General features: G+C 34.7%; 20 protein-coding genes, 2 pseudogenes and 1 riboswitch. Of the genes and pseudogenes, 17 read left to right on the top strand and 5 right to left on the bottom strand.

What is annotated here, in order from left to right; genetic code table 11:
* The first annotated feature begins 31 nt into the window (after positions 1-31).
* From MHH59_RS15850 to MHH59_RS15825, 6 genes are all read left to right on the top strand, one after another.
* Complete coding sequence (locus MHH59_RS15850) at positions 32-745, top strand: response regulator transcription factor (RefSeq protein ID WP_002017159.1); 714 nt, start codon at positions 32-34, stop codon at positions 743-745.
* Complete coding sequence (locus MHH59_RS15845) at positions 742-1,800, top strand: sensor histidine kinase (protein WP_002128066.1); 1,059 nt, start codon at positions 742-744, stop codon at positions 1,798-1,800. Before MHH59_RS15850 ends, MHH59_RS15845 begins: the two co-directional genes overlap by 4 nt.
* Before the next feature lie 98 nt (positions 1,801-1,898).
* The gene (locus MHH59_RS15840) at positions 1,899-2,396 is read left to right on the top strand and encodes a DM13 domain-containing protein (RefSeq protein WP_002017161.1); all 498 of its coding nucleotides are present in this window, start codon (positions 1,899-1,901) and stop codon (positions 2,394-2,396) included.
* Between the two features lie 1,125 nt (positions 2,397-3,521).
* Entirely contained in the window at positions 3,522-4,220 is a 699-nt protein-coding gene (gene sdaAB, locus MHH59_RS15835; RefSeq protein ID WP_002128064.1) for an L-serine ammonia-lyase, iron-sulfur-dependent subunit beta, read from the top strand.
* A 22-nt stretch (positions 4,221-4,242) separates the two neighbouring features.
* Positions 4,243-5,133, top strand: a complete 891-nt coding sequence (gene sdaAA, locus MHH59_RS15830; protein WP_002128063.1) for an L-serine ammonia-lyase, iron-sulfur-dependent, subunit alpha — start codon at positions 4,243-4,245, stop codon at positions 5,131-5,133.
* A gap of 293 nt (positions 5,134-5,426) precedes the next feature.
* Positions 5,427-6,746 (top strand): aromatic amino acid transport family protein, encoded by a 1,320-nt coding sequence (locus MHH59_RS15825; protein WP_002128061.1) that lies wholly within the window; start codon positions 5,427-5,429, stop codon positions 6,744-6,746.
* 105 nt (positions 6,747-6,851) lie between these two features.
* On the opposite strand, the pseudogene MHH59_RS15820 reads toward MHH59_RS15825, so the two are convergent.
* Positions 6,852-6,962 (bottom strand): annotated as a pseudogene (locus MHH59_RS15820) (IS6 family transposase); the annotation flags it as partial.
* A 755-nt stretch (positions 6,963-7,717) separates the two neighbouring features.
* Here MHH59_RS15820 and MHH59_RS15815 point away from each other — a divergent pair.
* From MHH59_RS15815 to MHH59_RS15790, 6 genes are all read left to right on the top strand, one after another.
* Complete coding sequence (locus MHH59_RS15815; RefSeq protein WP_340851739.1) at positions 7,718-9,250, top strand: alpha/beta hydrolase; 1,533 nt, start codon at positions 7,718-7,720, stop codon at positions 9,248-9,250.
* 604 nt (positions 9,251-9,854) lie between these two features.
* Positions 9,855-11,300, top strand: coding sequence for a L,D-transpeptidase family protein (locus MHH59_RS15810; protein WP_002128059.1), 1,446 nt, complete (start codon positions 9,855-9,857; stop codon positions 11,298-11,300).
* Between the two features lie 349 nt (positions 11,301-11,649).
* Positions 11,650-11,865 (top strand): hypothetical protein, encoded by a 216-nt coding sequence (locus tag MHH59_RS15805; protein WP_002017170.1) that lies wholly within the window; start codon positions 11,650-11,652, stop codon positions 11,863-11,865.
* Between the two features lie 209 nt (positions 11,866-12,074).
* A complete protein-coding gene (locus tag MHH59_RS15800) occupies positions 12,075-12,704 on the top strand; it encodes a LysE family translocator (protein ID WP_340851737.1) in 630 nt (209 codons plus the stop codon).
* A gap of 617 nt (positions 12,705-13,321) precedes the next feature.
* Positions 13,322-13,483: a hypothetical protein gene (locus tag MHH59_RS15795; RefSeq protein ID WP_000441003.1), complete on the top strand. Its 162-nt coding sequence runs from the start codon at positions 13,322-13,324 to the stop codon at positions 13,481-13,483.
* Between the two features lie 329 nt (positions 13,484-13,812).
* Positions 13,813-14,211 (top strand): DUF1259 domain-containing protein, encoded by a 399-nt coding sequence (locus tag MHH59_RS15790; RefSeq protein ID WP_003190280.1) that lies wholly within the window; start codon positions 13,813-13,815, stop codon positions 14,209-14,211.
* Between the two features lie 236 nt (positions 14,212-14,447).
* Here MHH59_RS15790 and MHH59_RS15785 read toward each other — a convergent pair whose 3' ends face one another.
* Both MHH59_RS15785 and MHH59_RS15780 read right to left on the bottom strand, forming a co-directional pair.
* Positions 14,448-15,821, bottom strand: a complete 1,374-nt coding sequence (locus MHH59_RS15785; protein ID WP_002185472.1) for a sensor histidine kinase — start codon at positions 15,819-15,821, stop codon at positions 14,448-14,450.
* The gene (locus MHH59_RS15780; protein WP_002128055.1) at positions 15,818-16,492 is read right to left on the bottom strand and encodes a response regulator transcription factor; all 675 of its coding nucleotides are present in this window, start codon (positions 16,490-16,492) and stop codon (positions 15,818-15,820) included. The genes MHH59_RS15785 and MHH59_RS15780 overlap by 4 nt, the downstream gene beginning before the upstream one ends.
* Before the next feature lie 329 nt (positions 16,493-16,821).
* Between MHH59_RS15780 and MHH59_RS15775 the strand changes: the two genes are divergently transcribed.
* The 3 genes from MHH59_RS15775 (at position 16,822) to MHH59_RS15765 (ending at position 19,873) form a co-directional block, all read left to right on the top strand.
* Positions 16,822-17,292 carry a hypothetical protein gene (locus MHH59_RS15775; protein WP_002013601.1) on the top strand — a complete coding sequence of 157 codons (471 nt, stop codon included), beginning with the start codon at positions 16,822-16,824 and terminating at the stop codon, positions 17,290-17,292.
* Between the two features lie 20 nt (positions 17,293-17,312).
* On the top strand, positions 17,313-17,636 hold the full coding sequence (locus MHH59_RS15770; protein WP_000912126.1) for a PepSY domain-containing protein: 324 nt from the start codon (positions 17,313-17,315) through the stop codon (positions 17,634-17,636).
* Between the two features lie 929 nt (positions 17,637-18,565).
* The gene (locus MHH59_RS15765) at positions 18,566-19,873 is read left to right on the top strand and encodes a condensation domain-containing protein (protein WP_002165467.1); all 1,308 of its coding nucleotides are present in this window, start codon (positions 18,566-18,568) and stop codon (positions 19,871-19,873) included.
* A 227-nt stretch (positions 19,874-20,100) separates the two neighbouring features.
* Here MHH59_RS15765 and MHH59_RS15760 read toward each other — a convergent pair.
* Positions 20,101-20,423 (bottom strand): annotated as a pseudogene (locus MHH59_RS15760) (hypothetical protein).
* Between the two features lie 181 nt (positions 20,424-20,604).
* Positions 20,605-20,997: a VOC family protein gene (locus tag MHH59_RS15755; RefSeq protein ID WP_002185477.1), complete on the bottom strand. Its 393-nt coding sequence runs from the start codon at positions 20,995-20,997 to the stop codon at positions 20,605-20,607.
* Positions 20,998-21,108: 111 nt separating this feature from the next.
* Between MHH59_RS15755 and MHH59_RS15750 the strand changes: the two genes are divergently transcribed.
* Positions 21,109-23,418 (top strand): AAA domain-containing protein, encoded by a 2,310-nt coding sequence (locus MHH59_RS15750; RefSeq protein WP_340851733.1) that lies wholly within the window; start codon positions 21,109-21,111, stop codon positions 23,416-23,418.
* A gap of 75 nt (positions 23,419-23,493) precedes the next feature.
* A riboswitch (SAM riboswitch) is annotated at positions 23,494-23,595 on the top strand.
* A gap of 88 nt (positions 23,596-23,683) precedes the next feature.
* On the top strand, positions 23,684-24,889 hold the full coding sequence (locus MHH59_RS15745) for a M20 family metallopeptidase (protein WP_033734082.1): 1,206 nt from the start codon (positions 23,684-23,686) through the stop codon (positions 24,887-24,889).
* The last annotated feature ends 82 nt before the right edge of the window (positions 24,890-24,971 follow it).

Genomic DNA, 24,971 nt, shown 5'->3' with positions numbered 1-24,971 from the left:
GTTATTGGTGAAAAAGAAGTGAGGATAGTATATGAAGAAAAGAATTTTAATCGTAGAAGATGAAGAAAATATTCGAGAAGTATGCAAACGGTATTTAGAAAGAGAAGAATATGAAGTTTATACCGCTGTAAATGGTAAAGAAGGTTGGGATTTATTTCTTACACATCAACCAGATTTAATTATATTAGATTTGATGATGCCAAAAAAAGATGGATGGGAATTATGCGAGGAAATTCGTCAACAATCAAATGTCCCTATTATTATGTTAACTGCTAAGGGAGAGGAAAGGGATCGAATTTTAGGCTTAACAATGGGGGCAGATGATTATTTAACAAAGCCATTTTCCCCTCGTGAATTAGTATTAAGGGTTCAAATTATACTAAGAAGAGGAAGCCATGTACAAATACAAGCAAAAGAATCCTTATTGGAAGTGATAGAGTTTCCAGATTTAAAAATATATCCAAAGACAAGATATGTACTTGTTTGTAATAAGGAAGTGGAGTTAACGGTGAAAGAGTTTGAGGTACTTTATCTCATGGCAAAGCATCCAAAACAAGTATTTTCTCGCTCGCAGCTTCTTGAATTAATTTGGGATTTTGGACATGAAGGAGCATCAAACACAGTTACCGTGTTAGTGAGTCGTTTACGTGAAAAGCTCGAGAAGCATACGATAAAGAATCGTTGGATTCATACGGTTTGGGGTATAGGATATCGCTTTGAGCCAAATGGAGGAAATGAAACATGAGATTACGTATTCAATTGTTACTCATGAATCTATTAAGTACTAGTATTATGGTAATTGCTATATGGTATAGTGATACGAAAATGTTACTTGAACCGGAACAAACGCGGTTATTAACAGTAATTGCATTTGTGGCATTCATTATTTCAACGTTTATTTATTGGTTAATGACACGTCCTATCATGAGATCTATACAAAATTTAATAAAATTGACGAAACAATTTAGTGATAGACACTTTGAAACGATGTATATAATTGGGCAAGAACCACGTGAGTTTAAAGAATTGGCAACAGCCTTTCAACAGATGGCAAAAAAATTAGAAGAAGGGTTTACTAAGTTAGAGGAACAGGAAAACTCTCGTAAGGAGCTAATTACCAATATCTCACACGACTTACGAACACCTATGACTAGCATGCAAATGATGATAGAAGCATTACAAGATAACCTGATTGAAGATCCTGAAATGAAAAAGCAATACTTAGCAACGGTTTTAAAAGAAATAGAAAGATTAAATGGATTAATTAACGACTTATTTGATCTTTCAAAGTTAGAGTTTGAGCAAGTAGATTTTCATCCAAGTTTCACACATTTAGATAAAGTTCTATTAGATGTATTAGAGTCACATTCTGTCTTATTAGGAGACAAACAAATTCATGTGCAATTGGATGTCCCTGATACATTACCTCGACTTTTGATTATGCCTTGTAAAATAGAAAGGGTCATAGGTAATTTATTACATAATGCAATTCGATATTCTCCTATCTCTGGAACAATTGAATTGACTGTAGTGGAAAATAAACCAACTCAACAGGTCCAATTCACTTTGCGGGATGAAGGAATGGGAATTTCTCCAAATGATCAATTACGCGTATTTGAACGTTTTTTTAGAACAGATCGATCAAGAAGTTCACAATCTGGAGGTTCCGGACTTGGATTAGCTATTGCAAAATCATTGATTGAAATGCACAAAGGGGAAATTGGTGTAAGGAATCGCGCAGATGGTAAGCAGGGAAGTGAATTTTGGTTCACTCTTCCCATCACATCAGTAAAAAAATAAGACGGCTGAAAGACTTTTGTAACATTTACGTTAGAAAAATGAAAGACCTTCTTGTTAACATACTACTACACAGTATGTTACAGGAGGTTTTTTACTTTATGAAAAGAAAATATGTATGGCTTATAGGTGGTTTGATAATTGTATTGGGGATTTTATGGTCATTGTTCCGACCAGAGAAATTATTTATTGATAAGCACGTAAATGAATCATTGCCACAAGCAGAGATACAATCAACTGAAGTAAGGCAACAAAGTGATCGAGTAATAAGGGAAGGTCAGTTTCAAAACGGTGTCCATGAAACAACTGGAACGGCAAAAATTTACCAATTAGCGGATGGAAAACGTGTTTTACGACTTTCTGATTTTGCAACATCTAATGGGCCAGATGTACGAGTTGTATTAGTTCCTACAAATCGTTTGAAAAATAATGAAGACGTGAAAAACTATCAGTATATTGAATTAGGAAAATTAAAGGGAAATAAAGGAGACCAAAACTACGAAATTCCTGAAGGGATAGATGTAAGTGAATATGGTTCGGTTTCTGTTTGGTGTAAAAGATTTAATGAAAACTTTGGTGCGGTTTATTTTAATAATTAAATATGAACTTAAAATTTCCTCTTACAGGCAAAATTCATCGGGGTAATGATAATAGTTGCAGCGGACTTAGTTGCTAAGAAGGGCACTCATAAGAGTGTTTTTTTCATATTCTTCAATATTTGTATATTTTAGAGCTATTGGACGTTTACGGAGAGATTTTATTTAGTGTGGAAGCGTACTGTCTGTGAATAGAAGGATGAATAATATGTTACAGGAAAACATAACTCTTTTATAACTTAATTTTGAAGGAACATATACTTTTTTCATTTATCGGCTTGTAAAGAAGTATGGAAATTAAAGTTTATAATTTAAAAGTCAGCTTAAAGATGCAATAAGCAATTTGAATAGTAATCTTAAGTAAATAAAAAAGAGAGAGGAGCATCGATGAGCTCTTCTCTCTTTTTAAATCTAATTAGGGTTTCCATAACTGTAAAGGGGATGGTGTAAATTGTTGGATATTACCAAAATATTACTTTAAATTAAGATTATAAAAAAAGAAGTTCCTTTTTTCTGAAAAATGAATTTTAATGCAAAAATAATGATTAATATTCAAAAATGATTTTATAGTTCACTAATTTATTACTTGCTATCTATATTAATCATTTATTGCAACAGCTTTCATGTCCAAAATTAAATGTTTCAACAAAGGATAATATAAGTATCATTATAATGATTTTCCAATATAATCAATGTGTTAATGAAAGGAACTCTGTGTTATTTTTGCTTTTCTACTAACTAATACAGCTTCAAACAAAGGACACAATTGCTACATGCTAAGTGTAATCTATTACCCATTCAAGATTCTGTTTATTCAATCTTTCTAAAAATAAAAAAATATTGTACTCATAAATATACAAGCTATAATGAGGGCGTCGAGAAAGAATTTATTACCTCTAGAGAAAGTATCAAACCTAGTTTTTTTGCAAAAATCCTAATGACATTGTAAATAACCGTTTAAATTTGGACATACTGACATGATTACTCTAAGAAAGGTATGTGATCAAAAGGAAAAGTGTATTTGACACGAGAATGAAAGCGCCTTCAATAAGGTCTTGTTTTGAATCAGTCATTTTAGTAACTTAGATTCAACTGCAATTAAAAATAATAAATTATGGGGGTGCTTATATGAACATGAATGTAGCATCTATTAAAGAAAAAAAGGTTGTTAAATACAAAAGTTGTTTTGATGTGATTGGGCCCATAATGATAGGTCCTTCAAGTTCACATACTGCAGGTGCTTTGGCTATTGGAACAGTAGCCAATAAATTATTTCAAGGTCTTCCAAAAAAAGTCGTGGTAAGGTATTATGAATCATTTGCTGAAACCCATAAAGGACATGGAACTGATTTTGCGATTATTGCTGGGATACTAGGATTTGCAGCCGATGACAGCGAAGTGCCAGATGCTATTAAAATAGCAGAATCTAAAGGAATCGACATTACCTTTATTGAAAAAGCGGGTGATAGTCCTGCTGATCATCCAAATACGGCAGATGTATATTTAGAGGATGAAAGTCGAAGTATTAGAACGATGGGTATTTCTGTCGGCGGTGGATTAATTGAAATCAAACATGTTGAAATTGACGGATTTAGTTTAGATCTGCAGGGGCCATTGCCAGTCATTATTGCAATTTCCGAAAGAGCTGACTTTGAATTTGTTTTACGCAGGATCTTTAAACAATATGATGTAGAAATTAATAACTTTCATAGTTTAGAAGGAAATAGGAAATATTTATATGCATTCGCATTGGATTCGCTATTGCCTGGTAATCTCCAGGAGGAATTAGGAAATTTAAGCAATATAGCTAAGCTCATTATTCTTTAGTTACATTAGGGAGTGAAAAAATATGTATATGGCCATAAAAGAAATTGTGGATGCAGCTAATAAAAGCCAAAAGACAATTTATGAATTAGCAATTGAACAGGAAATTGAACAAACTAAATCTACTTATGAAGAAGTTTGGAGTAAAATGGAACGAAATTTAGCGACTATGCAAAATGCTATAAATAAAAGTATCGAGGGCGACGGTGTATTTTCTCCAACTGGTTTAACCGGAGGTGATGCTGTTAAAATTAAAAACTATCGAGAAAATAGGAAAACCCTTTCTGGAGATTTGATGGTGTTAGGGATCCAAAGTGCTATCGGTGTTAATGAAGTAAATGCTGCATTAGGAGCTATTTGTGCAACTCCAACAGCAGGTGCGAGTGGGACGATTCCGGGAGTCCTATTTAGTATTAAAGATACGTTGCAGTTAAGTCATGAAGATATGATTCATTTTCTATTTACTTCAGCGTTATTTGGAACGATAGTCGCAAACAACGCTTGTATTTCAGGAGCGTACGGAGGATGTCAAGCTGAAGTAGGCAGTGCCTCAGCGATGGCGGCTGCAGCTGCGGTAGAAGCTGCAGGTGGAACGCCACAGCAATCTTCTGTAGCTTTTTCGATTGCATTACAAAATTTACTCGGTTTAGTTTGTGATCCGGTCGCTGGTTTGGTAGAAATTCCTTGTGTAAAGAGAAACGCCATTGGAACGGCAAATGCTTTAGCAGCAGCGGACATCGCATTAGCCGGCGTAAACAATATCATCAATGCTGACGAAGTTATTGAAGCGATGTATAGAGTTGGAAGACAGATGCCTCGCGAATTAAGAGAGACAGGTTTAGGTGGAATTGCAGCAACACCTACAGGGATTGCCATTAAAAATAAAATCTTTGGAGAGAAACAATCAAATCAATGAACAATCATCGGGTATATTGTGAAATAGTTAACAATCTATTCTCTATTGTTCGCCTAAGGATGTCTGTATATTGGGGGAATTACTAATAAAATATACTACTATACAATTGGAATATTTTGCAAGTTGTAACAACCCCGTCAGATTGATGCTTCGCTAATTTTTTGATTTTGATTAACTTAGAAGAAGGATATACGATGTGGCGCACTTTATAAGCAATTCATTTTTCAAGAACGGTCTATATTCCGATGCCTTAAATAGAGAAGTAAGAATAGGAAACTAGGAGGAATTATTATATGAATGGGAATACTGCAAAAAACATAGAATTTCAAGCTGATAATACTGCAGTAAAAAATGAGAAATATCCAGACCCTAAAAAGTGGCATAAACAGGATACTACCTGGGCATTGAGTCTTTTTGGAACAGCAATTGGAGCAGGAGTACTCTTCTTACCTATTAATGCAGGTTCAGGTGGTTTATTATCATTACTGTTAATTACCATACTTGCATATCCAGTTATGTATTACTCACATAGGGCGCTTGCTAAAATGATATACGCTTCTAATTCTGCTGATGAGGGGATTACGGGTACTATAAGAGAGTATTTCGGAAATAAGGCAAGTATCATTTTTAACATAGTATATTTCGTCTCAATTTATACGATCGTGCTGATGTATTCGGTTGCACTTACAAATACTGCAAGTAGTTTTATCGTGCATCAATTGCACATGCAGGAGCCTCCAAGGGCCATTTTATCGCTTGTATTAGTACTCGGTCTTATCGCTATACTAAATTTTGGTCAAGATATTACTGTAAAGATAATGAGCATGCTAGTATATCCTTTCATTGTTTCTCTACTTTTTATCGCAATATCTTTAATTCCACAGTGGAATACGTCAATGCTAAGTTTTTCAAGTGTTTCTACTGCTTCAACTGGAACGGGATATTTTGGAACAATATGGATGATACTACCAATCATCGTATTCTCGTTTAATCATTCTCCTATGATTTCGTCATTCGTTATGAAACAGAGAGCTACGTATGGAATAGATGCTACTGATGCCAAGTGTGCTCAAATACAAAAAGTTTGTTATATCATGACATTCGCTGTTGTTATGTTCTTTGTTTGGAGCAGTACTTTAAGTTTGACTCCAGATGATCTTAAGGTGGCAAAAGAACAGAACTTGTCAATCCTATCATATCTTGCTAATGAGCTTAATTCACCAGTAATCACTATTGCGGCTCCTATCATTGCATTTGTGGCTATTACAAAGTCTTTCCTTGGCCATTATATAGGGGCGTATGAGGTAATGCGTGACATGATTATCAAGTCCGGTAAAAAACGTGGGAAAGATATAGGAGAAAAAACAGTTAAGACAATGATTCTTACTTTTGTCGTATTAACATGCTGGTATGTTGCTTATACAAATCCAAGTATTCTTGGAATCATTGATGCCCTTAGCGGTCCGTTAGTTGCGGCTATCTTATGTCTATTACCAATGTATGCAATTCGTAAAGTGCCTGTACTAGCTAAATATAGAGGGAAGATGAGCAATGTATTTGTTATTGTTATAGGTATCCTTACTGTCCTAGCGAGTATTAAGTCGTTATTCTAATTTACTATTGTTAGTTCTGATGCAAAAATAGTGGGATATGAAAAAAGAATGAAAAATTCCTAGCGGAACTGAATTAAATATTATTAAACCAGAGCGATTATGGTATTGGACAAACTTTTCCCCTTGGGGAGTTTGTCCTTTTTTGATTATAAGCATAACTTCTATTCCAGCAATCACTTTCTTAGCTGTTTGTAATGAGTTTAATTCAATCATATTATGGTGCCAATTAATGTACATCAAGCTAGTATTTTGAAAGAATCCTTCTTATTTTTCGTTCTGGAGAATATCCGTTTCTTAAGTTAATGGTTTTGAAGTCACCCTTAAATGAAAATTTTCTGTCTCTACATTTAGTTATTTTGAGAAGTCAGCTCATTTTTTGTTTTGAGGCGTTTCTTTTTCTTAAACTGTTGGATATGAGTACCCTCTAGTATAAATTTTACTATTGAAACAAGTGATTTTAACAACGTTAGGAGTGTTCCAGACAGCACAATGTAATTTGTGTTACATAGCAAGAAAAATAATCAAAATTTAAAGCGTGAAAAAGAAGCACCAAAGCAAATAACATTGGTGTTTCTTTTTTTTGCGCTTTCAGGCACAGAGGTTCATACAGCACTATTATAAAAGCGATTTCGAATGTAAGGGATTTGTAAGGAATAGGTAAGGAAAAAGAGATTTTCATTGTATATGATAAAAATATAAAGTAGCACGAAGGGGGAAACAGGTACGACTTATATATGAAAAATAAACCAGTAAAAAGAGTGTTTTAAAGAAAAGAAGTAATTTCTAGAGTTAACATACATGTGGAAAAAGAGGGAGAAGGCATTTTATATTAAAGTTTGTTTATAATAGCTTTTTAACCCGTTAGAGGGGATTGTAAAATAGATTATTAATCGCCTGTAAAATTTCTATTTCCTTATAGTACTAGGCATGCTGTATTAAAAATTTTAATTGTGAAGGGAGAATTAATAAATATGAGCACGAAAAAAAGAATAGGGAGTAAGTTATTACTTGTCGGTGCAATGTGTGCAATAACCATTCCTTCGGTTTCATATGCGGAGGAAGTAATTTCACCTAAAAATTTCGAGGATTATTCAAACTTGTATGAGGGACGGAATAAGGACGTATTGAAAACAAGTTTATATCAAAATACATATAATAATCCGTTCAACCACCAAATTAAATCGAAATTAAAGGAAACAAACACAAATATAAAAAAAATAGACAATATTGACGATGAAAATCCTGTTATATCTACTGCTCTTTCATTTATCCGTTCTATGCATACTGAAGATTATAAATCTGCATTTGATTTAACTTCTCGATCATTACAGAAAATAATATCTGAAAAATGGCTGAAGAACTATTGGGAGGAACTTCCTACGAAATTACCAGCAGGTTCTTTTATGGGAATTGGAGAGGTGACACAAAAAGAGACGAATTCTGTTCATACAAATGTTGAGATTAAATTAGTTTTTGAACAATTTACAGTACCTTTATTAATTAAACTAGATCCATCTGGAAAAATAGATGATTTTCAACTCAGTATGTCGTTTAGTCCTGTTGCAGATCGGCCATCATATAGTAAACCTGAATCATTTATTGATAAAGAAGTAGTAGTTGGAAGTGGTGCATTTCCATTACCAGGAACATTATCTGTTCCAAAGGGAAAGGGCCCTTTTCCAGCGGTTATTCTTGTTCATGGAGCTGGAGCAGTCGATCAGGATTCAGCAACGTATGCTTTAAAACCATTTCGCGATCTAGCTGAAGGTCTTGCTTCGAAAGGAATTGCTGTCCTTCGCTATAATAAACGAACCTATGAACATGGATTGAAAACAGAACTTAGTCCTTTTTATACAGTTGATAAAGAGACAACAGATGATGCTCTTTTGGTGACTCATTTTCTTCAAAATGAACCTATGATAGATAAGAATCAAATTTATATTCTTGGTCATAGTCAAGGTGGAATGATGATTCCGAGGATAATTGAAAAAAATCAAAATCAAAATATTGCTGGGGCAATTGTGATGGGAGGGGCGGCCAAGGCATTCATAGACAATGTTTTAGATCAATTTGAGTATCGTCTTTCTATTGGAGAAATGAAACCAGAAGAATATAAATTTTACAAATCGCAATTTGAATTATTAAAGGATCCTAATTTCTCTAGTCAGAATCCTCCAAAGGATTTTTCTTTAGGACCACCAGTATATTGGGATTCAATCCGTAAAATTAAAGCAGCAGAAATGTCAAAAGAACAAAAAACACCGCTTCTTATTCTTCAAGGAGAAAGAGACTATCGAGTTCCTTCAAAAATTGAAATTCCCTTTTGGAAAGAACAATTAAAAGGGCGAGATAACGTTGATTATCGACTATATCCAAAGTTAAATCACTTCTTTACAGAAGAAGATGGAGAATTAAGTAAATCGGATGAATATTATAGTCCTGCTAATATCCCTGAGTATGTTATAAATGATATTGCTACTTGGGTGCAAGGAAGATTGAAATAAAATTAGCAACTATATTTTTAAATAGCTATTTTCAGTCCTTAAGATAGAAATATATATAATTATATTATGATGTAAATAACTATAACGAACGGAGTAAAGTTTCTTATTCAAATACTTTAGATTCTCATACCTGGGGGCATCATCCATGCTAGCGTCTTAATATTTGGAAGTATATACAAATACTCTAAACGAAAAAACGGTATTCTTTCTATCTAAGATGTAGAAGGATTATCGTTTATTTTTTTGAAATGTAAAAAAAATTAACATTAATAACAGAATTATATAAACTAATAATGTAAAAGTTTTTGGCAAAATTAGGGGTGATGTTCATAAAAATGGAGAACATACTTCGTATTTTACGTAAAGAGAAAAAGCTTTCACAAGAGATTTAGCTAAATCCCTTGGTGTAACAGTTGATTAAAGTTTCAGTTTATTACTTGTAAAGGGTTATTCAATGTATCGTACTATTGAAAAACCCGAATTTAATTAATTAAATGCGATAAAATCTTTTTAAAAATAATGAAATTTTAGGAAAAATAAGGTACACTAGTCAATGGTTTTAGTTTAAAATCGATTGACGTTAATGTATACGGGGGAAAGATTGATGAACAATAATCCAATAAATGAATCAGTTGAAGAAGTTGAGAGAAAACGAGTAAGATCAAGCAAACGTTTTACAAATTGGAAGCTTATTGCAGCGGGTGTTGGTGTAATTGTACTTCTCATTGGAGGAATGAGTTATTATCAGACAACTCACTTCAATTCAAATGTTACGATTAATGACACAAAAGTCGGTGGTCTGAACGCTGATCAGGCAATACAGAAATTAAAAACATCTGGACTAGAAAACAAAGTCTATGTTGATCAACAACAAATTTTAGATGAAAAAGATACAAAAACGGAACTTACGGAAAAAGATTTGCCTCAAGTTAAGAAACTATTAAAAAGCCAGTGGACATTTTTCCCTTCCTCAAAGGAAAAAAAATATTCAGTGCTACCGGAAAAGGCGGATCAGTATCGTAGTGAAACGATGAAAAAACTTGTAGAAGAAAAGCTCATCTCTATGAATGAAAAATTAAAAGCGCCTCAAGATGCTATGGCGAAGCTTGAACAAGGAAAAGTTGTTATTTCGAAGAGCGTTGATGGAAAACAGTATGACGTTACTAGTCTACTGAAAGATTACGACAAGCAGAAGTATAAAAGTGAAATTCATCTGAAGTCTACATACATACAGCCTATTAAAGAAGACGATCCGATTGTCAAAAAAGAGGAGAAAGCACTACAGAATCTTCTTGGGCAGTCTGTTGAGTATAAAGTGCAGAATGAAGTGTATCCTTTAAAAGCGAAAGATTTAATTCAGAATGCCTCTATGTCAAAGGATATGAAAGTTACAATCGATGCGAGCGACATTAAAAATAAGATTGCTGAAATTAATAATGCTAAATCAACATTAAATAAAAATTTCAGCTTTAAAACCCATTCCGGTTCGGTCATATCAGTAAAAGGACAAGGCTACGGCTGGGCACTAGATGTTGAAAAAGAAACAAAACAAGTTCAACAAGCTTTTGAAAAGGGTGAAAAATCGCTATCTGCTTCTAATATCCATGGAAATGGTTGGGAGAAGGAAGGTATCGGTTATGAAACAACATCGAATAATGGCATCGGAGACACGTATGCGGAAGTTTCAATTGCAGATCAACAAATTTGGATTTATAAAGATGGGAAATTAGTCGTCACAACAAATGTAGTAACTGGTAAACATAGCACGAGTGAAGATACATCACCAGGTGTGTGGTACGTTCTATATAAACGAACACCATACACGCTGAAAGGCAGCGCAGTAGGTAAAGCTGATTATGCAGTTAAGGTAGATTACTGGGTTCCATTCACAAATAGCGGCCAAGGATTCCATGATGCAGGCTGGCGAAAAGACTGGGCAAATAATGCTTATTTAACAGGGGGATCAGGCGGGTGTGTAAACCTTCTTCCTAATGTTGCAAAAACTGTATATGATAGTTTGAACACTAATGATCCAGTTATTGTGTACTAGAAAATAGCTACGTATCAAGAAATAAATAAAGCAGGAAATCTTATCTGATGGTACATGAAAAAACACCTCTTGAATTCGCATATTTAGTGTGCAAATTCAATGGAGGTGTTTTTGTTTGAAAACAAGAGTTCATTGCCTATAAGAAACGAAGTAGAAAGAGATTGAGATGATAAATAGATATTCAAATAGTCAATAAAATTGACACTGAATATCATTTTCATTTATTATGAAATCGTCGCATGTAATTGGACATGATTTTTGTGAAAAAGTTTACTTTTTTATTAATATAATAGATTTCTATTAAGGTGTCCCATTTAAGAATTTAAGCGTAGGAAAGGGTAAAATAAAAATGAACTGGAAAAAAGGCGGATTATGGATTATTATTTTTTTCATTGTAAAAGGTACGATTTCTACACTTTTAATAGTTACAGGTGCTAAATATTTTGATTTATCATTTATGCAACTTTTCGTACTAATACTGATCTTATTACTGATTTCTCTCATAAGTCGAAAATTGCTGCATAGACACAAACAAAACAAAAAGCAAAAAGAGCTAAATATATAATGAAACCCCAGAGACCTTTGGATTTCTGGGGTTTTACTTATTCAATAGTGAGTTTTAGGTCCGCGATACGAATGATACACTCCATCAGTTTTATTGGTTGTAAATTAAAAAAACATTAATTTTATTGAATAAATAGAAAACACTTTTCTTTTTCTTTTATTTAATTTAATATCAATAAGGGCACCAAAAAAATAGATAGGGGTGCTAGAATGTACGGTATTATTAATTACGAAGTGTTTTTACTAACAGGGATTTTATTAAATCTAATTCCTGGCGCAGACACCATCTATATTGTGGGAAGAAGTATTTCACAAGGTAGAAAAGCAGGTGTGTATTCTGTTTTTGGTATTATTACTGGTTCTTTAGTTCATACATTATTGGTTGCTTTTGGTTTATCTATTATACTTACAAAATCCATTGTGTTATTTAACACCATTAAGGTTATAGGTGTTATCTATCTTGTATATTTAGGGATTAAAATGATACTTGATAAAACAAATGTAGCTTTCCAAGCCTCATCCAATAAATTGAACATTAGAAAGATATATTTACAAGGACTCTTAACAAGTCTCACGAATCCAAAAGTCTCTTTATTCTTTATTGCGTTTCTTCCGCAATTTATAGATACAAAGGCTTCAGGCCCTATGCCTTTTATCATTTTAGGAATTACTTTTACAGTCACTGGATTATTGTGGTGTTTATTTGTTGCTTATTTCTCTTCATATGTCACAAAAAAATTAAGAGGAAATCAAAAGGTAGGGATGATTCTAAATAAAGTAACTGGAATGATTTTTATTGGTATGGGGTTAAAGTTGCTTCAAACGAAGGCTCCTCAATAAACCTGAATAATATAAAAATGCCCCCTTTTCAAGAAATGTTATCTTTGATTTAAGCTAATTTCTATATACTAAAAAGCCCCTTCAAATTTGAAGGGGCTTTTTGCTGGTTTATCTAAAAATTTATTTTATAGTGCAGGATCTATTTTAATTAATTGTCATGAATATATGTGCCCTCCAATGACAAGGTTAAATCTTTTCCAGTATTACATTTAGAAAACTAGAATAGAGGAATCTAGTTATACCAACTAAATGCAGTCTAAGACATTTTTTAACTGAACATTTGGGAAAGAATGTGTTTCTTAACTTAATAGCGATGGAGTAGCACCCCATACCCATCAAGCTGAAAAGGAAAAACACCTTATAACAAAAAAATTCTGCACTATTTAAACTCTGGTAACAATTCATATGATCAAGAATAATTGAGCTAACAGATTTCGTTAAGTTATTATAATATAAAAAAATTAAATTCACCTTCTGCAATCCATTCAAATGGCTCAATTTCCGCATCTTTTGAATTCCCTGAAAGTGCTAAACCTAAGCAAAATAATTAACTATCTCATGCAAGAAAGTTAGGCTAGTTAATCGCATATGTTTTATTGAAGGGATGTGATTGAATTATGGAACGGCCGAATTGGGGAATTGGAGGATTAGTATTCGTTGGCTGCATGTTTCTTGGCGGAGGAGTGGGATCTATATTAGGTGATACTCATGCTGGATGGCTAATAGGGATGGGTGCTGGATTTATTGGGATGGCTTTAACGAGACTGATCAGAAAGTAATATAACGGGGATTATTCTTCCGGTAAATAAGGAAATATGTATGTAAGTAATTCATGGTATAAGAGCTCTATAAGTTATAGTTAGAAGTTTCTCTTTTCTAAATTTCTCCATACATAGATATGATTCTCAAGTCGGAGGATGGCACCTTAGGGTGTCTTTTTTATGCTCTCTAAAAATGTCTTAACATATATAGCCGAGTTAATTCAAATGATCAAGAATAATTGAGCTAACAGTTTTCGTTAGATTGCCATTATCTTTTTTGTAATAGAATAGATTCATTACCGTTTCAGACCTATGTATTCATTCATAACCTAACAGTAAAAGGGGGGATGATTGAAGGTATGGCGATTAATGAGGAATCAATTTGTCAACAGTTTGCAAGAATTATCGGCGGCCAAGAAGGATTCGCCGGTGGAAAATGCGTGGCAACAATAAATCGAGATGAAATACAAGCAACAATCTTGGGGAAACGTTTTAGAGTAACAACTTCCTTCTCATTCGAATCACGAGATAATAAAACTGGACGGGCATTATGTCTAGGGCGGGTAGCACTCTTACAAAAGGAAGTCACTGAATTTGTTGCTACAATTATTAAACAAGGAATAATTGTTTCGTCTATACACAATGAGTGGTTATGTGATGATCCAAATTTAATTTACGTTAATATCGAAGACGTTGATGATCCACTAATTTTTGCAAGGAAAGTCAGAAGAGCATTATGCAATTAACCAATTTTTTTAGTTAAATGAGTGATTGTGCTGATTAGAATATTTCAGATTGTTGAATGGTATACTTGGAAAATAGATTTAAGTAGATGGTTTTATAAAATCTCATATATAGCTAAAAAGAGTAACTCCATTTTGATCGCTTTTTTTCAAAATGGAGTTTTTGTATTTACTTTTAAATAAGGACTGAATAGAGATTTTTAATCAATCTGTATTCTAAAGCTAAAACCGAGCATACATTATGCTCGGTTTTCAATTGGTAGTTTAAATGTAAAAGTACTGCCTTCTCCTAATTCACTTTCAACGGTAATTTCTCCTCCGTGTAGTTCTATAATCCATTTTACCATCGACAATCCTAAACCTGTGTTTCCATTGTTTGAAGATGTTCGTGCTGCGTCAACTCGATAGAAGCGGTCCCATATTTTCGCAATATGTTGCTCGCTGATGCCTATGCCATTATCGGAGACTTTACCTATTATGTTGGTTTCATCTCGGAACAGTTGCATATTCACAGTGCCGTTCGCTTTGCTATAAGCAATCGCATTCGTTAGTAAATTCATTAATAAACGCATCATCAATGTTTGATCTGCTTTAATAAACAGGTCTTCCTCTATATGTGTTGTTATATTAATCGAAGCTTCTTGAACCATTAATGAAAGCTCTTCTACAACGATTTCCGTTAATTCACTCATATTGATACATTCAAATTGAAAAGTATTATGCTTTTCTTGGTCAACTCGTGCTAATAATAAGAGTTGCGAGATTAACACGGACATTTTACGCGATTGCCTTAAAATTACTTCTAACGATTCTTCCATTTCTTTCGGATTATTCCTCTGCGATAAAGCGTATTCGCATTGCGAAATAATAACAGATGTTGGTGTTCTTAATTCATGAGATGCGTCAGATGTAAATTGTTTTTCACTTTCGAATGATGTCTCCAATCGCTCAAACATTTTGTCAAAGGTTTGTGCTAAATGATACATTTCGTCTTTCGATGAACCTTGTAAATTAATTCTCTTCGAAAGGTCTTTACCATCACCAATTTCACTGGCTGAATCACTCATTTGTTGCACAGGTCGAAACGCTCTTTGCGTAATAAAATATCCTCCCACTGCCGCAATGAGAATAAGTAATGGAAATGAGATGAGTGTTACCACAATAAGCGTATTCATGGTTGATGATAATTGATTCATGGTCATTATGCCACGAATCCAGACTTGCTCATCGCCGCCTACATTATGGAGAAAATCATATACTATCCATTCCTTATTACCGTCTTTAATGGTTTGTATTTCATCGGATTTAAGCGATACCTTTTTATTAAAGGTTGTTGGATTATGTCCTGCCATCAGCTCACCTTGTTTACTATAAATGATGATATTTACTCCATCTTCTAAGGCCTCAAATTCATCGTCAATCTTTAACTGTCCATGCTTATATTCGATATCTTCAATGCTTTCTTTTACTGTGCTCTTCAATTGATTTTTCATATTAAAAAGCAAAACTTTATCTGAAGAAGTTAAAATAAAAGCTAACACGAGTGCCATAATAATTACAACTAGCCCCGTATACCATAGGGTCACTCTCATTTTTATTGATAGTCTTTTCATGATTCTACTCGCAATACGTAACCAGTTCCTCGTACTGTATGAATTAACTTCGTTTCAAACTGGCTATCAATTTTTTTGCGAAGATAGCGGACGTAAACATCAATAATATTCGAGCCACCTTCATAGTCGTAATTCCACACATGTTGCTCAATTTTATCTCGTGTCAACACAACTTCTTTATTACGAATCATATATTCTAAAATAGCAAATTCTTTACTGGAAAGATTGATAACTTGATCTCCTCTTGTTACTTTATGCATATTGCAATCCACCACTAGGTCAGCGATTTCAAACACATTAGATGTATTTCCTGTTTTTCTTCGCATCAACACTCGAATTCTTGCTAACAGCTCATCAAAAGCAAAGGGCTTTACTAAATAATCGTCCGCACCTAAGTCGAGTCCTGTTACGCGATCATCAATTGTATCTTTAGCTGTAAGAAGCAAGACAGGAGTTGTATTATTGTCCGCACGTAATCTTTGTAATACTTGTAAACCATCTATTCCGGGAATCATAATGTCAAGCACAATCAAATCGTAGGTAGCCATGCTTATATAATCCAAAGCATCTTCTCCATTCCCACATCCATCGACACTATAATATTCTGCATTTAATCGTTTTACCAATATATTTTGTAAGTCTTTTTCATCTTCGACAATAAGAACTCGCATTAACATTCTCCTTTTCTTCTTATTTATATGTATCACTATAATTCCGAAACATTAAAGAAAGATTAGAAACTATTTAATTATATCATTTTATCCCGCATTAACGGGCAGTAAGACTCCTACCTCAAAATTCGGCGAATGCGAGAGAGTTAGGTGGGAGCCCTGCTGCCCGTAAAAGCCCGATTGGTGAGGGCTGATAATCAGTGGGGGATGGACAAAACCCCCACTGATTAAAGTTTCACTTTATTTTTTGGCACATTAATCTTCCTTTAATGTTTGTTCAGTAATATAAGGACATGGATAAGGTGCACATGTAAAGGGAGGAGAACATAATGGGAAAATGGATGATGATTGGAGCAATGTCTTGTTTATTCTTAACAGCTTGTTCTACTCAAGCTGATAACGATACAGAAATACAACAACTGAAAGTAGAAAACGATACATCACAAAAAGAAGGTACGCAACTACAACACGAACCACACAAAACAGGGCCTGCTATGAATGATACTAAGCAAACACAAGATTTCAAAAACGAAGTCACATCTATTGTAGAAAAGGCAAATAATACGAAACCAGTTGGAGCAAAAGAAGATAACTTAAATACGTACTTAGCAGCAAAAAAAGAAATTGACCAATTAGATGACAAGATAGATCTATCTGATGATCAGCTAGAAGCAGATTTTCACGCTGGGACGATAACTGTTGAACAATATCAAATACAAGAAAGAGAACAAGATATACTTGAAGATCAATTAGAGCAAGCAGAAAATGTACTTGAAGCAAGATTTGGAATAAATGATTAATTATTAAGGAGTGGATGGAAATGTTAAAACATAAAAAGAAAATAATTATAAGTGTAATTGCTATTTTAATAATCGGTATCGCTATTGTTGGTGGATATTATGGTATGGGTTACAATTATGCGAAAAAGAATGAAAACTATACAGAGAAACAAGTTCGTGAAATTTCTTTAGCTCATACAAATGGAGAAATTATTAATGTGAAAAAAGAATTCGAATTAGAAGATGACAACTTAGCACAATCTAAATTTGAATATGAAGTGGAAATCAAGACACCTGAGAATCTATTAAATATTTTAAAGGTTAGTGCTAGAACAGGCACGATAGAAATCAATAATGAAGACTGAAGAAATATTGATAAATAAAATATCACGTATTTTAAAAAACTTCTAACAAAATTTGTTAGAAGTTTTTTCACGTTTATACTCTACTATTCTAAAAGGGGCCAGCTACATCGCTATCAAGTTAAGAAATACACTCATCTAAAAAACAAAAATATAGACTGTATTCATCATTTTCTACTCCTCACAAAATGATTGTTTTTTAATCTGGGTAAATTTTTAGGTTGAAGGTTACGGTTCTTCAAACCATTGCTGCACTTGCGAAAAAAGGGGCCAAAATTCCGGCTCCTTTTTTTCGCTATTTGTGGGCAGTAAAACTCCCACCTCAAAATTCAGCTGGAGCAAAGGAGTTAGGTGGGAGCCCTGCTGCCCGTAAACGCCCGATTGGCGAAGGCTAATAATCAGTGGGGATGGACAAAACCCCCCACTGATTAAAGTTTCACTTTATGAAGACCTAGTTAGTTTGGAAGTTTGAAAATGATGAGGTGATACAAGTGCAAACAGGAGTTATTTGTAAACAATGTAATAATGAATACCAACATCTAAAGCAATATGATAAAAGGTTGGTGGTCCTCCATGCCCATCAACCTTTTTATTATGAAGTAACACCTAAACGTATTATATTATTTTTTTTATTAACAGACATAAAAATAATTTGTTTTTATTGATAATTACCAAACGACATTGTAAAATGTTTGTATATATATAAACTAAATATATTTTCGTTTGATTTTAAGAGGGGAGGTAGGAAGTGTTAATAATAATAAAATAATGGTTATATCACCTACAAAGAGCCGTAAAAAGAATGGAACCAGTACGGAAAAGATACTTTTGTGAAAAGTTCAAAAAATAATAATTATTTACTCTTGAAGAAAATTTACAACCATATGGAGAATAAGGTTATGCAAAAAAAGTCTTAAAAGGGGGACGGAATTATGGAACAAAGAAAGTTTTCAGTAACACCTCAAGATCGAATGAATTATGTATTAGGTCTTTATTCTGCAGATCAACAAATTAATGCAGTTCTTTATTTTCCTGTAGGTATATCAAAGGAAATACTTGAACAATCAGTAAGGATAACGTTACAATTGCAGCCGGTTTTGAACAGCCGGTTTGTAGAAAATGATATCCCTTACTGGGAGGAACATTCATCTGCCACTAACTCACCTATTTGCCTTTTTGCAGAAGGAAATAATCAAGAACTTGAAATAATGGCAATAGATTTTATTAAGGAACCCGGTGATCGTATTCAGGGGCCTATGGTTCAAACAAAATTATTACGAGGCACTACAACAGATATGTTAGTTGTGAAATTATCTCATCTATGTTCAGATGGCGCAGGGGTCAAGGAATATATTAATTTGCTTGGAGCAATTTATACTCAACTTTCCTTGGGACAATCTAAGAATCAAATTATGAAGGAATTTGGTGAGGGAAATGAGAGTTTTCGAGATCAATCACATGTATTCAAATATGCTGGAATATCGGACATAAAAAGCGCGTATCGTCCTAGCCAAGAACAACAAGCATCGTTATGGTCTTTTCCATCTCAACCCAACAAAAATAAATCCCCTCAAATGTCTGTACGGCGGTTGAGCCATGAGCAATCTCTACGTCTAACCCAATGGACAAAAGCACAACAGGCTACCTTGAATGATGTAATCATGACTGCCTACTTCCGAGCTTTATCACATTTCACTGTGTATGCAGAACCTCGCACCGCAGAAAAAATGATCGGTTTAACAATTGATTTACGTCGATATCTGCCTAATTATACAACTGGTGCTATTTGCAACTTATCCGGCATGGAAATGCCAGTGATTAAAATGGAGGATAATGAATCATTTAATCAGACTCTCGTTCGAATTAAACAATCAATGGATAAAATAAAGTCTCAAAATCCAGGTCTGTCTTCAGCAGCAGGAATGGAGCTACTGGCAGGTATGAAGCTATCTGTGGTGAAGGAAATGTATAATCAGCAATACGAGCAGGCTTTACAGATGGGGATGGCGTTGCCGTTACTGACAAATTTCGGGGTGATCGCTGATGAACCTATTCAGTTTGGTGAAGTTCAAGCTGAGGACGGGTATATGACATCACCCATTATGTATGCGCCATTCTTTTCAATGGGTGCAAGCTTTTATAATGGGAGACTTACATTTACGATTGGTTATCATACACCGGATACATCAAAAGAAGAGGTAGACAAATTTTTGGAAAGTGTTGTTAATCAACTATCATAAATAAAAGGGAATATAGAGCGGAGATTTCTAGCGGAATTGTATTTTAGGGGCTCGTCCCCATGTTCATCAAGCTAATATTTTGAAGTATCCCTAAAACGAAAATTTTATATCACTACAACAGTTATTTATGAGAATTCAGGTCATTTTTTTCGTTTTGGGGTATTCGCTTTTCTTAGCTTGATGGTTATGGGCGGTACCCCAGTAAAGAAAGAAATAGGGAAAACACCCTATTTCTTTTTATTTCTATGAAAAAATATAATTATTAAGCCGAAAGTAACGATAATAATTAGAAGTAACAAGTGTATAAGTGCATCAGTTTTTCCATTTAATAAAGACTTTATAAAGAAATCCCATTCTGTTTCATAGGGGGCTCTGCCCAATTTCGTTGCAGTCCTACATACATTCCATTTAAGAAAAAGACGATACTTAATAGAATCCTTCCAATAAATACGGCAACTACTTTTATATTCCAATGCTTTATCATGATTACATACAGGATTGGGAATAGTATAAGTATCCAAAAAACAATAATATAGATTGTATTTATCATTCCTTACTCCTAACAAAATGATTGTTTTTTAATCTAGGTGAGTCTTCAGGTTGAAGGGGTTTTTAATACTGTCTACTTGACAGGGATAAGACCAAATTCCGGCTCTTTTTTATCCCACAAAAGCCCGATTGGTGTGGGATAAAAAAGGAGGAATGGACACCCACCTGATTAAAGTTTCACTTTATCTCTCCGTCTCAAAAAACTCAATCCACTCTCCGTCAGGGCCAGCGAAGAATATGTAACGTGTTCCATCTGGTAATGTTTCAATTTCTTCTCCTAGTAGAAAGGTTACTTTGTGTTTCTTTAGTCTTTCGATTTCATCCTCTAATGAATCCACTTTAAAGCAAATGTGGTGTACTTTTCCTTCTGCCGGAAGAGAAGAGTTGTAGCCTTCAATGAGTTCGAGTATCGTTTCCTTCGATTCTTCTACACCTAAAAAAGCGAGTTTTAAGTCTGGATTCGGGTGCCCCATACGTTTAATGAGCTGTAAGCCGACTACTTCTTCATAAAATGAAATAGATGTTTCTAAGTTTGCAACCATAAGTCCAACGTGTTCTATTCTTCTAACTGGCATGTAGATTCCTTCTTTCTGAAAATTATATACAATATATTATTGAAAATTAAGAAAATAAGCAAGATAAAAACCTTACAAATTTTAGCGTGTTATATGGTATAGTGAGAAAGTATGTTTGGGGAGAAGGAAGGAGATTATACGATGAATACAACTACTCAAACTCCTTCATTATCGGCAACGATGAAAGAGTGGCATTATGCATTAGCGTATGAAATTAAACATTGGAAAACGATAGGTGGTAGTAAAATTTCTATCATGAACGGTCGTTTTTTATATACAGATTATGAAAGTACAGTATACGTATTTCAGCTTATTTCGGAAGTAAGCTTACCTGAAGGTTCACCAATTCGAATTGAGTTCGATGGTGAGGAAGCGACGGGGGAAGTATTATCTGTACATGGATTAGAAATAGAACTGAAATTAAATGATTATATACAAGGTGAAATACGAGAAGCGGTTTTATACAGTGAACCGTGGCAATTGTTAGAACAACTACAAGAGCGATTGAAAGAGGCACATAAAGATAAGCTAAAACGTAATCGTATAAAGCGTCTTGTTGATGGGACGAGCAGTCCGAAACATCTTGAAAAGATGAAAAATACGAAAAATGAATTGGCGTATCGTTCTTTTTACAATCCAACAACGTACGTGTGGGGACCACCGGGAACAGGGAAGTCGTACAATTTATCACGTATTATTTCGGCTCATTATCAAAAAGGAAAATCGGTACTTGTGTTAGCTCATAGTAATGCGGCAGTAGACGTATTAATGAGCGAGGTAACGAAGCAAATTGAGAAGAAAAAGAAATGGACGCCTGGCGAAATTGTTCGTTACGGTTATAGTCAACATGAACATATACGAAATCATGAAACGTTACTTGCATCGAAGTTAGTTGAAACGACGAATGGATCTTGGGGAGAAGAAAGACTCTATTTAGAAGAGACACGACAAGATCTTCGTGAAAAGATTTTATCATATAAAGCGACTTCTGCTGATAAGAAGCGTATACAAGAGATTGAAAGTGATCTTCGAAAGCAAAAAGCGAAAATTAAAGAAGTAGAAAAAGAATACATTGAAAATGCGAAAGTAATCGGTGCGACTTTATCGAAATGTGCAATTGATTCACTTATTTATGAGCGTACATTTGATTTAGTTGTCGTAGATGAAGTAAGTATGGCTTATGTTCCGCAAATCGCATTAGCTGCTTCACTTGGGAAACGTATTGTCGTTTGTGGTGACTTTTTACAGTTACCTCCGATTGCGATGGCGAACCATGAACTCGTTCGAAAATGGCTCGGTGAAGATATGTTTTATCATGCAGGGATTGTTGATTCTGTAAATAAATCAGAAGCACATCCGAACCTTTTTATGCTGCAGGAGCAAAGACGTATGCATACGGATATATCGAAGTTTACGAATTCATTTATTTATAAAAACAGAGTATACGATCATCCATCTGTTTCAGAGCGTAAAGAACTTGCGAAACTGCAACCGTTCGCAAATGAGGCGAGTGTTTTATTTGATACGAGCTTAATGGGAGCCTTTTCTTTAAAAGACGCTGCTTCCGGTTCTCGTTTTAATATTATGTCTGGTTTAGTAGCGATGCAAATGATGTTAATTGGATTGTTAGACGGTGTTCAATCTATCGGTGTAGTTACGCCTTACAGGGCACAGTCCCGCTTTTTATCAACGTGCATTAGAGAAATGTTGCAGAAAACGAAATATCAAAACATACCAGTTTTAGCGGCGACAGTTCATAAGTTTCAAGGGTCTGAAAGAGATATGATGATTTTTGATACGGTAGATAGTTATCCGCAAGAACGACCTGGCGTGTTATTCTTTGACCATAAAAATCATCGCCTCGTCAACGTTGCAGTTACGAGAGCGAGAGGGAAGTTCATTCAATTATCAGATTGCCACTACATGCGTAAAAATCTTTCGAGAAAACAAGCGTTATCACAATTAACAGCTCATATAGAACGTCACGGAGATGTATATGATCGCACGACATCAAGACAATTGTGGGAGCGGAAAATTTCGAAACGTTTACGCTGGTTTATGGAAATGAATCTTGAAGAGCCGAAAGGGTTATTGAAAGATATTTTAGCCGCAAAACGAAAAATTATTATTTCACTTCCAAGTACAAAGCAAGTGGATAAGCGAGTCTGGCAAGCGTTAATGCGTACAAATGCGCAAATAACATTGTATAGTGATGGACCAGTTCCGTTAAAAAATGTAAAGTTACAAAGACAAAATAAAGCATTCCCGTTTATCGTAATCGATGATGAAATCTTTTGGGCAGGAGCACCTCTTACATCTCAAATGATGTTTGAAGGTAGTATGGAATTTCCGTACATATGTGCAAGATTACAAGCACCTGAAACAATTGGCGTATTAAAAGGGTTTTTAGATATTCGGTAAATTCATATAGGAATTCCTTGACTTTTGTCTGGAATGAACTTAGAATGAAAATAATTTAATATAATTTTATGAAAATTCTTATCACGAGAGGTAGAGGGACTGGCCCTATGACACCTCGGCAGCGGATTCTTTATGAATACTGTGCCAATTCCAGCAAGGTAACTTGAAAGATAAGAAAGAAGCTCATTTTGACTGTATATACAGAAGCCTCTTTCTATCTTTTAGAAAGAGGCTTTTTTACGTGAAAATAAAAGGAGGAAGAAAAATGGGAGCGACAGGAGTAACGTCACAAAGAAAAACAATTGAAGAGAGTATAGAAAGAAATAAGGAAAAGTACATAGAAACAAGTCATAATATTCATGCGAATCCGGAGATTGGTAACCAAGAGTTTTACGCATCAAGAACGTTAAGTTTGTTGTTAGGAAGCGCAGGATTTCAGTTGCAGCACAATATAGCTGGTCATGAAACAGGATTTATCGCGCGAAAAAGTTCCGGGAAACAAGGACCAGTTATCGCATTTTTAGCTGAGTATGATGCTTTACCAGGACTCGGTCATGCGTGTGGTCACAATTTAATCGGAACAATTAGCGTTGCAGCAGCGATCGCGTTATCAGAAACGCTTGAGGAAATCGGCGGAGAAGTTGTCGTGTTCGGAACACCAGCAGAAGAGGGCGGGCCAAATGGTAGCGCAAAATCGAGTTATGTGAAAGCTGGCTTATTTAAAAACATTGATGCGGCGCTTATGATTCATCCGAGCGGAAAAACAGCTCCAACGAGTCCGTCACTAGCAGTTGATCCACTAGATTTTCATTTTTACGGAAAAACAGCTCACGCAGCGGCCTCACCAGAAGAAGGAATTAACGCATTAGATGCGATTATCCAGCTGTATAACAGTATTAATGCACTTCGCCAACAACTCCCATCAGATGTGAGAATTCATGGTGTTATTACTGAGGGCGGGAAAGCACCTAATATTATTCCTGACTACGCCGCAGCAAGGTTCTTCATCCGCGCAGCAACGAGAAAAAGATGTGCGGAAGTAACAGAGAAAGTAAGAAACATCGCACAAGGAGCAGCGTTAGCAACAGGTACAAAAGTAAAAATTCATCAATTCCAAAATGAAATCGATGAACTACTCGTAACAAAAACATTTAATGACGTTGTAGCGGAAGAGTTAGAACTACTAGGTGAAGATGTAAACCGTAAAGAAAGAGTAGGAATTGGCTCAACAGATGCAGGAAATGTAAGCCAAGTCGTACCGACAATTCATCCGTACATTAAAATCGGTCCAGATGACTTAATTGCACATACGAATGAATTTAGAGAAGCGGCACGTTCAGAATTAGGAGATAAAGCGCTAATTACATCCGCAAAAGCACTAGCAAATACGGCGTATCGATTAATTACAGAAGAAGGTTTGTTAGAAAAGGTGAAGGAGGAGTTTAGGGAGGAGCAGAGGAATCAGGGGTAGGTGGTTAAAATACAGTTGAGTGTTCTCTTTTCGAAGAGAAATCTGATTAATAAGTGAAAATGCAATAAAAAAGAACATTGAT

This window comes from Bacillus sp. FSL E2-0195 (genome assembly GCF_038003645.1).
In the GTDB taxonomy this organism is placed as follows: domain Bacteria; phylum Bacillota; class Bacilli; order Bacillales; family Bacillaceae_G; genus Bacillus_A; species Bacillus_A mycoides.
The sequence above is the reverse complement of the archived record's forward strand: the minus strand, read 5'-3'. Positions and strand labels throughout refer to the sequence as shown.

Bases quoted from the DNA above. Each gene is read 5' to 3' on its own strand.
- MHH59_RS15850 (WP_002017159.1), top strand. From the start codon at position 32: ATGAAGAAAAGAATTTTAATCGTAGAAGATGAAGAAAATATTCGAGAA.
- MHH59_RS15845 (WP_002128066.1), top strand. From the start codon at position 742: ATGAGATTACGTATTCAATTGTTACTCATGAATCTATTAAGTACTAGT.
- MHH59_RS15840 (WP_002017161.1), top strand. From the start codon at position 1,899: ATGAAAAGAAAATATGTATGGCTTATAGGTGGTTTGATAATTGTATTG.
- sdaAB (WP_002128064.1), top strand. From the start codon at position 3,522: ATGAACATGAATGTAGCATCTATTAAAGAAAAAAAGGTTGTTAAATAC.
- sdaAA (WP_002128063.1), top strand. From the start codon at position 4,243: ATGTATATGGCCATAAAAGAAATTGTGGATGCAGCTAATAAAAGCCAA.
- MHH59_RS15825 (WP_002128061.1), top strand. From the start codon at position 5,427: ATGAATGGGAATACTGCAAAAAACATAGAATTTCAAGCTGATAATACT.
- MHH59_RS15815 (WP_340851739.1), top strand. From the start codon at position 7,718: ATGAGCACGAAAAAAAGAATAGGGAGTAAGTTATTACTTGTCGGTGCA.
- MHH59_RS15810 (WP_002128059.1), top strand. From the start codon at position 9,855: ATGAACAATAATCCAATAAATGAATCAGTTGAAGAAGTTGAGAGAAAA.
- MHH59_RS15805 (WP_002017170.1), top strand. From the start codon at position 11,650: ATGAACTGGAAAAAAGGCGGATTATGGATTATTATTTTTTTCATTGTA.
- MHH59_RS15800 (WP_340851737.1), top strand. From the start codon at position 12,075: ATGTACGGTATTATTAATTACGAAGTGTTTTTACTAACAGGGATTTTA.
- MHH59_RS15795 (WP_000441003.1), top strand. From the start codon at position 13,322: ATGGAACGGCCGAATTGGGGAATTGGAGGATTAGTATTCGTTGGCTGC.
- MHH59_RS15790 (WP_003190280.1), top strand. From the start codon at position 13,813: ATGATTGAAGGTATGGCGATTAATGAGGAATCAATTTGTCAACAGTTT.
- MHH59_RS15785 (WP_002185472.1), bottom strand. From the start codon at position 15,821: ATGAAAAGACTATCAATAAAAATGAGAGTGACCCTATGGTATACGGGG.
- MHH59_RS15780 (WP_002128055.1), bottom strand. From the start codon at position 16,492: ATGCGAGTTCTTATTGTCGAAGATGAAAAAGACTTACAAAATATATTG.
- MHH59_RS15775 (WP_002013601.1), top strand. From the start codon at position 16,822: ATGGGAAAATGGATGATGATTGGAGCAATGTCTTGTTTATTCTTAACA.
- MHH59_RS15770 (WP_000912126.1), top strand. From the start codon at position 17,313: ATGTTAAAACATAAAAAGAAAATAATTATAAGTGTAATTGCTATTTTA.
- MHH59_RS15765 (WP_002165467.1), top strand. From the start codon at position 18,566: ATGGAACAAAGAAAGTTTTCAGTAACACCTCAAGATCGAATGAATTAT.
- MHH59_RS15755 (WP_002185477.1), bottom strand. From the start codon at position 20,997: ATGCCAGTTAGAAGAATAGAACACGTTGGACTTATGGTTGCAAACTTA.
- MHH59_RS15750 (WP_340851733.1), top strand. From the start codon at position 21,109: ATGTTTGGGGAGAAGGAAGGAGATTATACGATGAATACAACTACTCAA.
- MHH59_RS15745 (WP_033734082.1), top strand. From the start codon at position 23,684: ATGGGAGCGACAGGAGTAACGTCACAAAGAAAAACAATTGAAGAGAGT.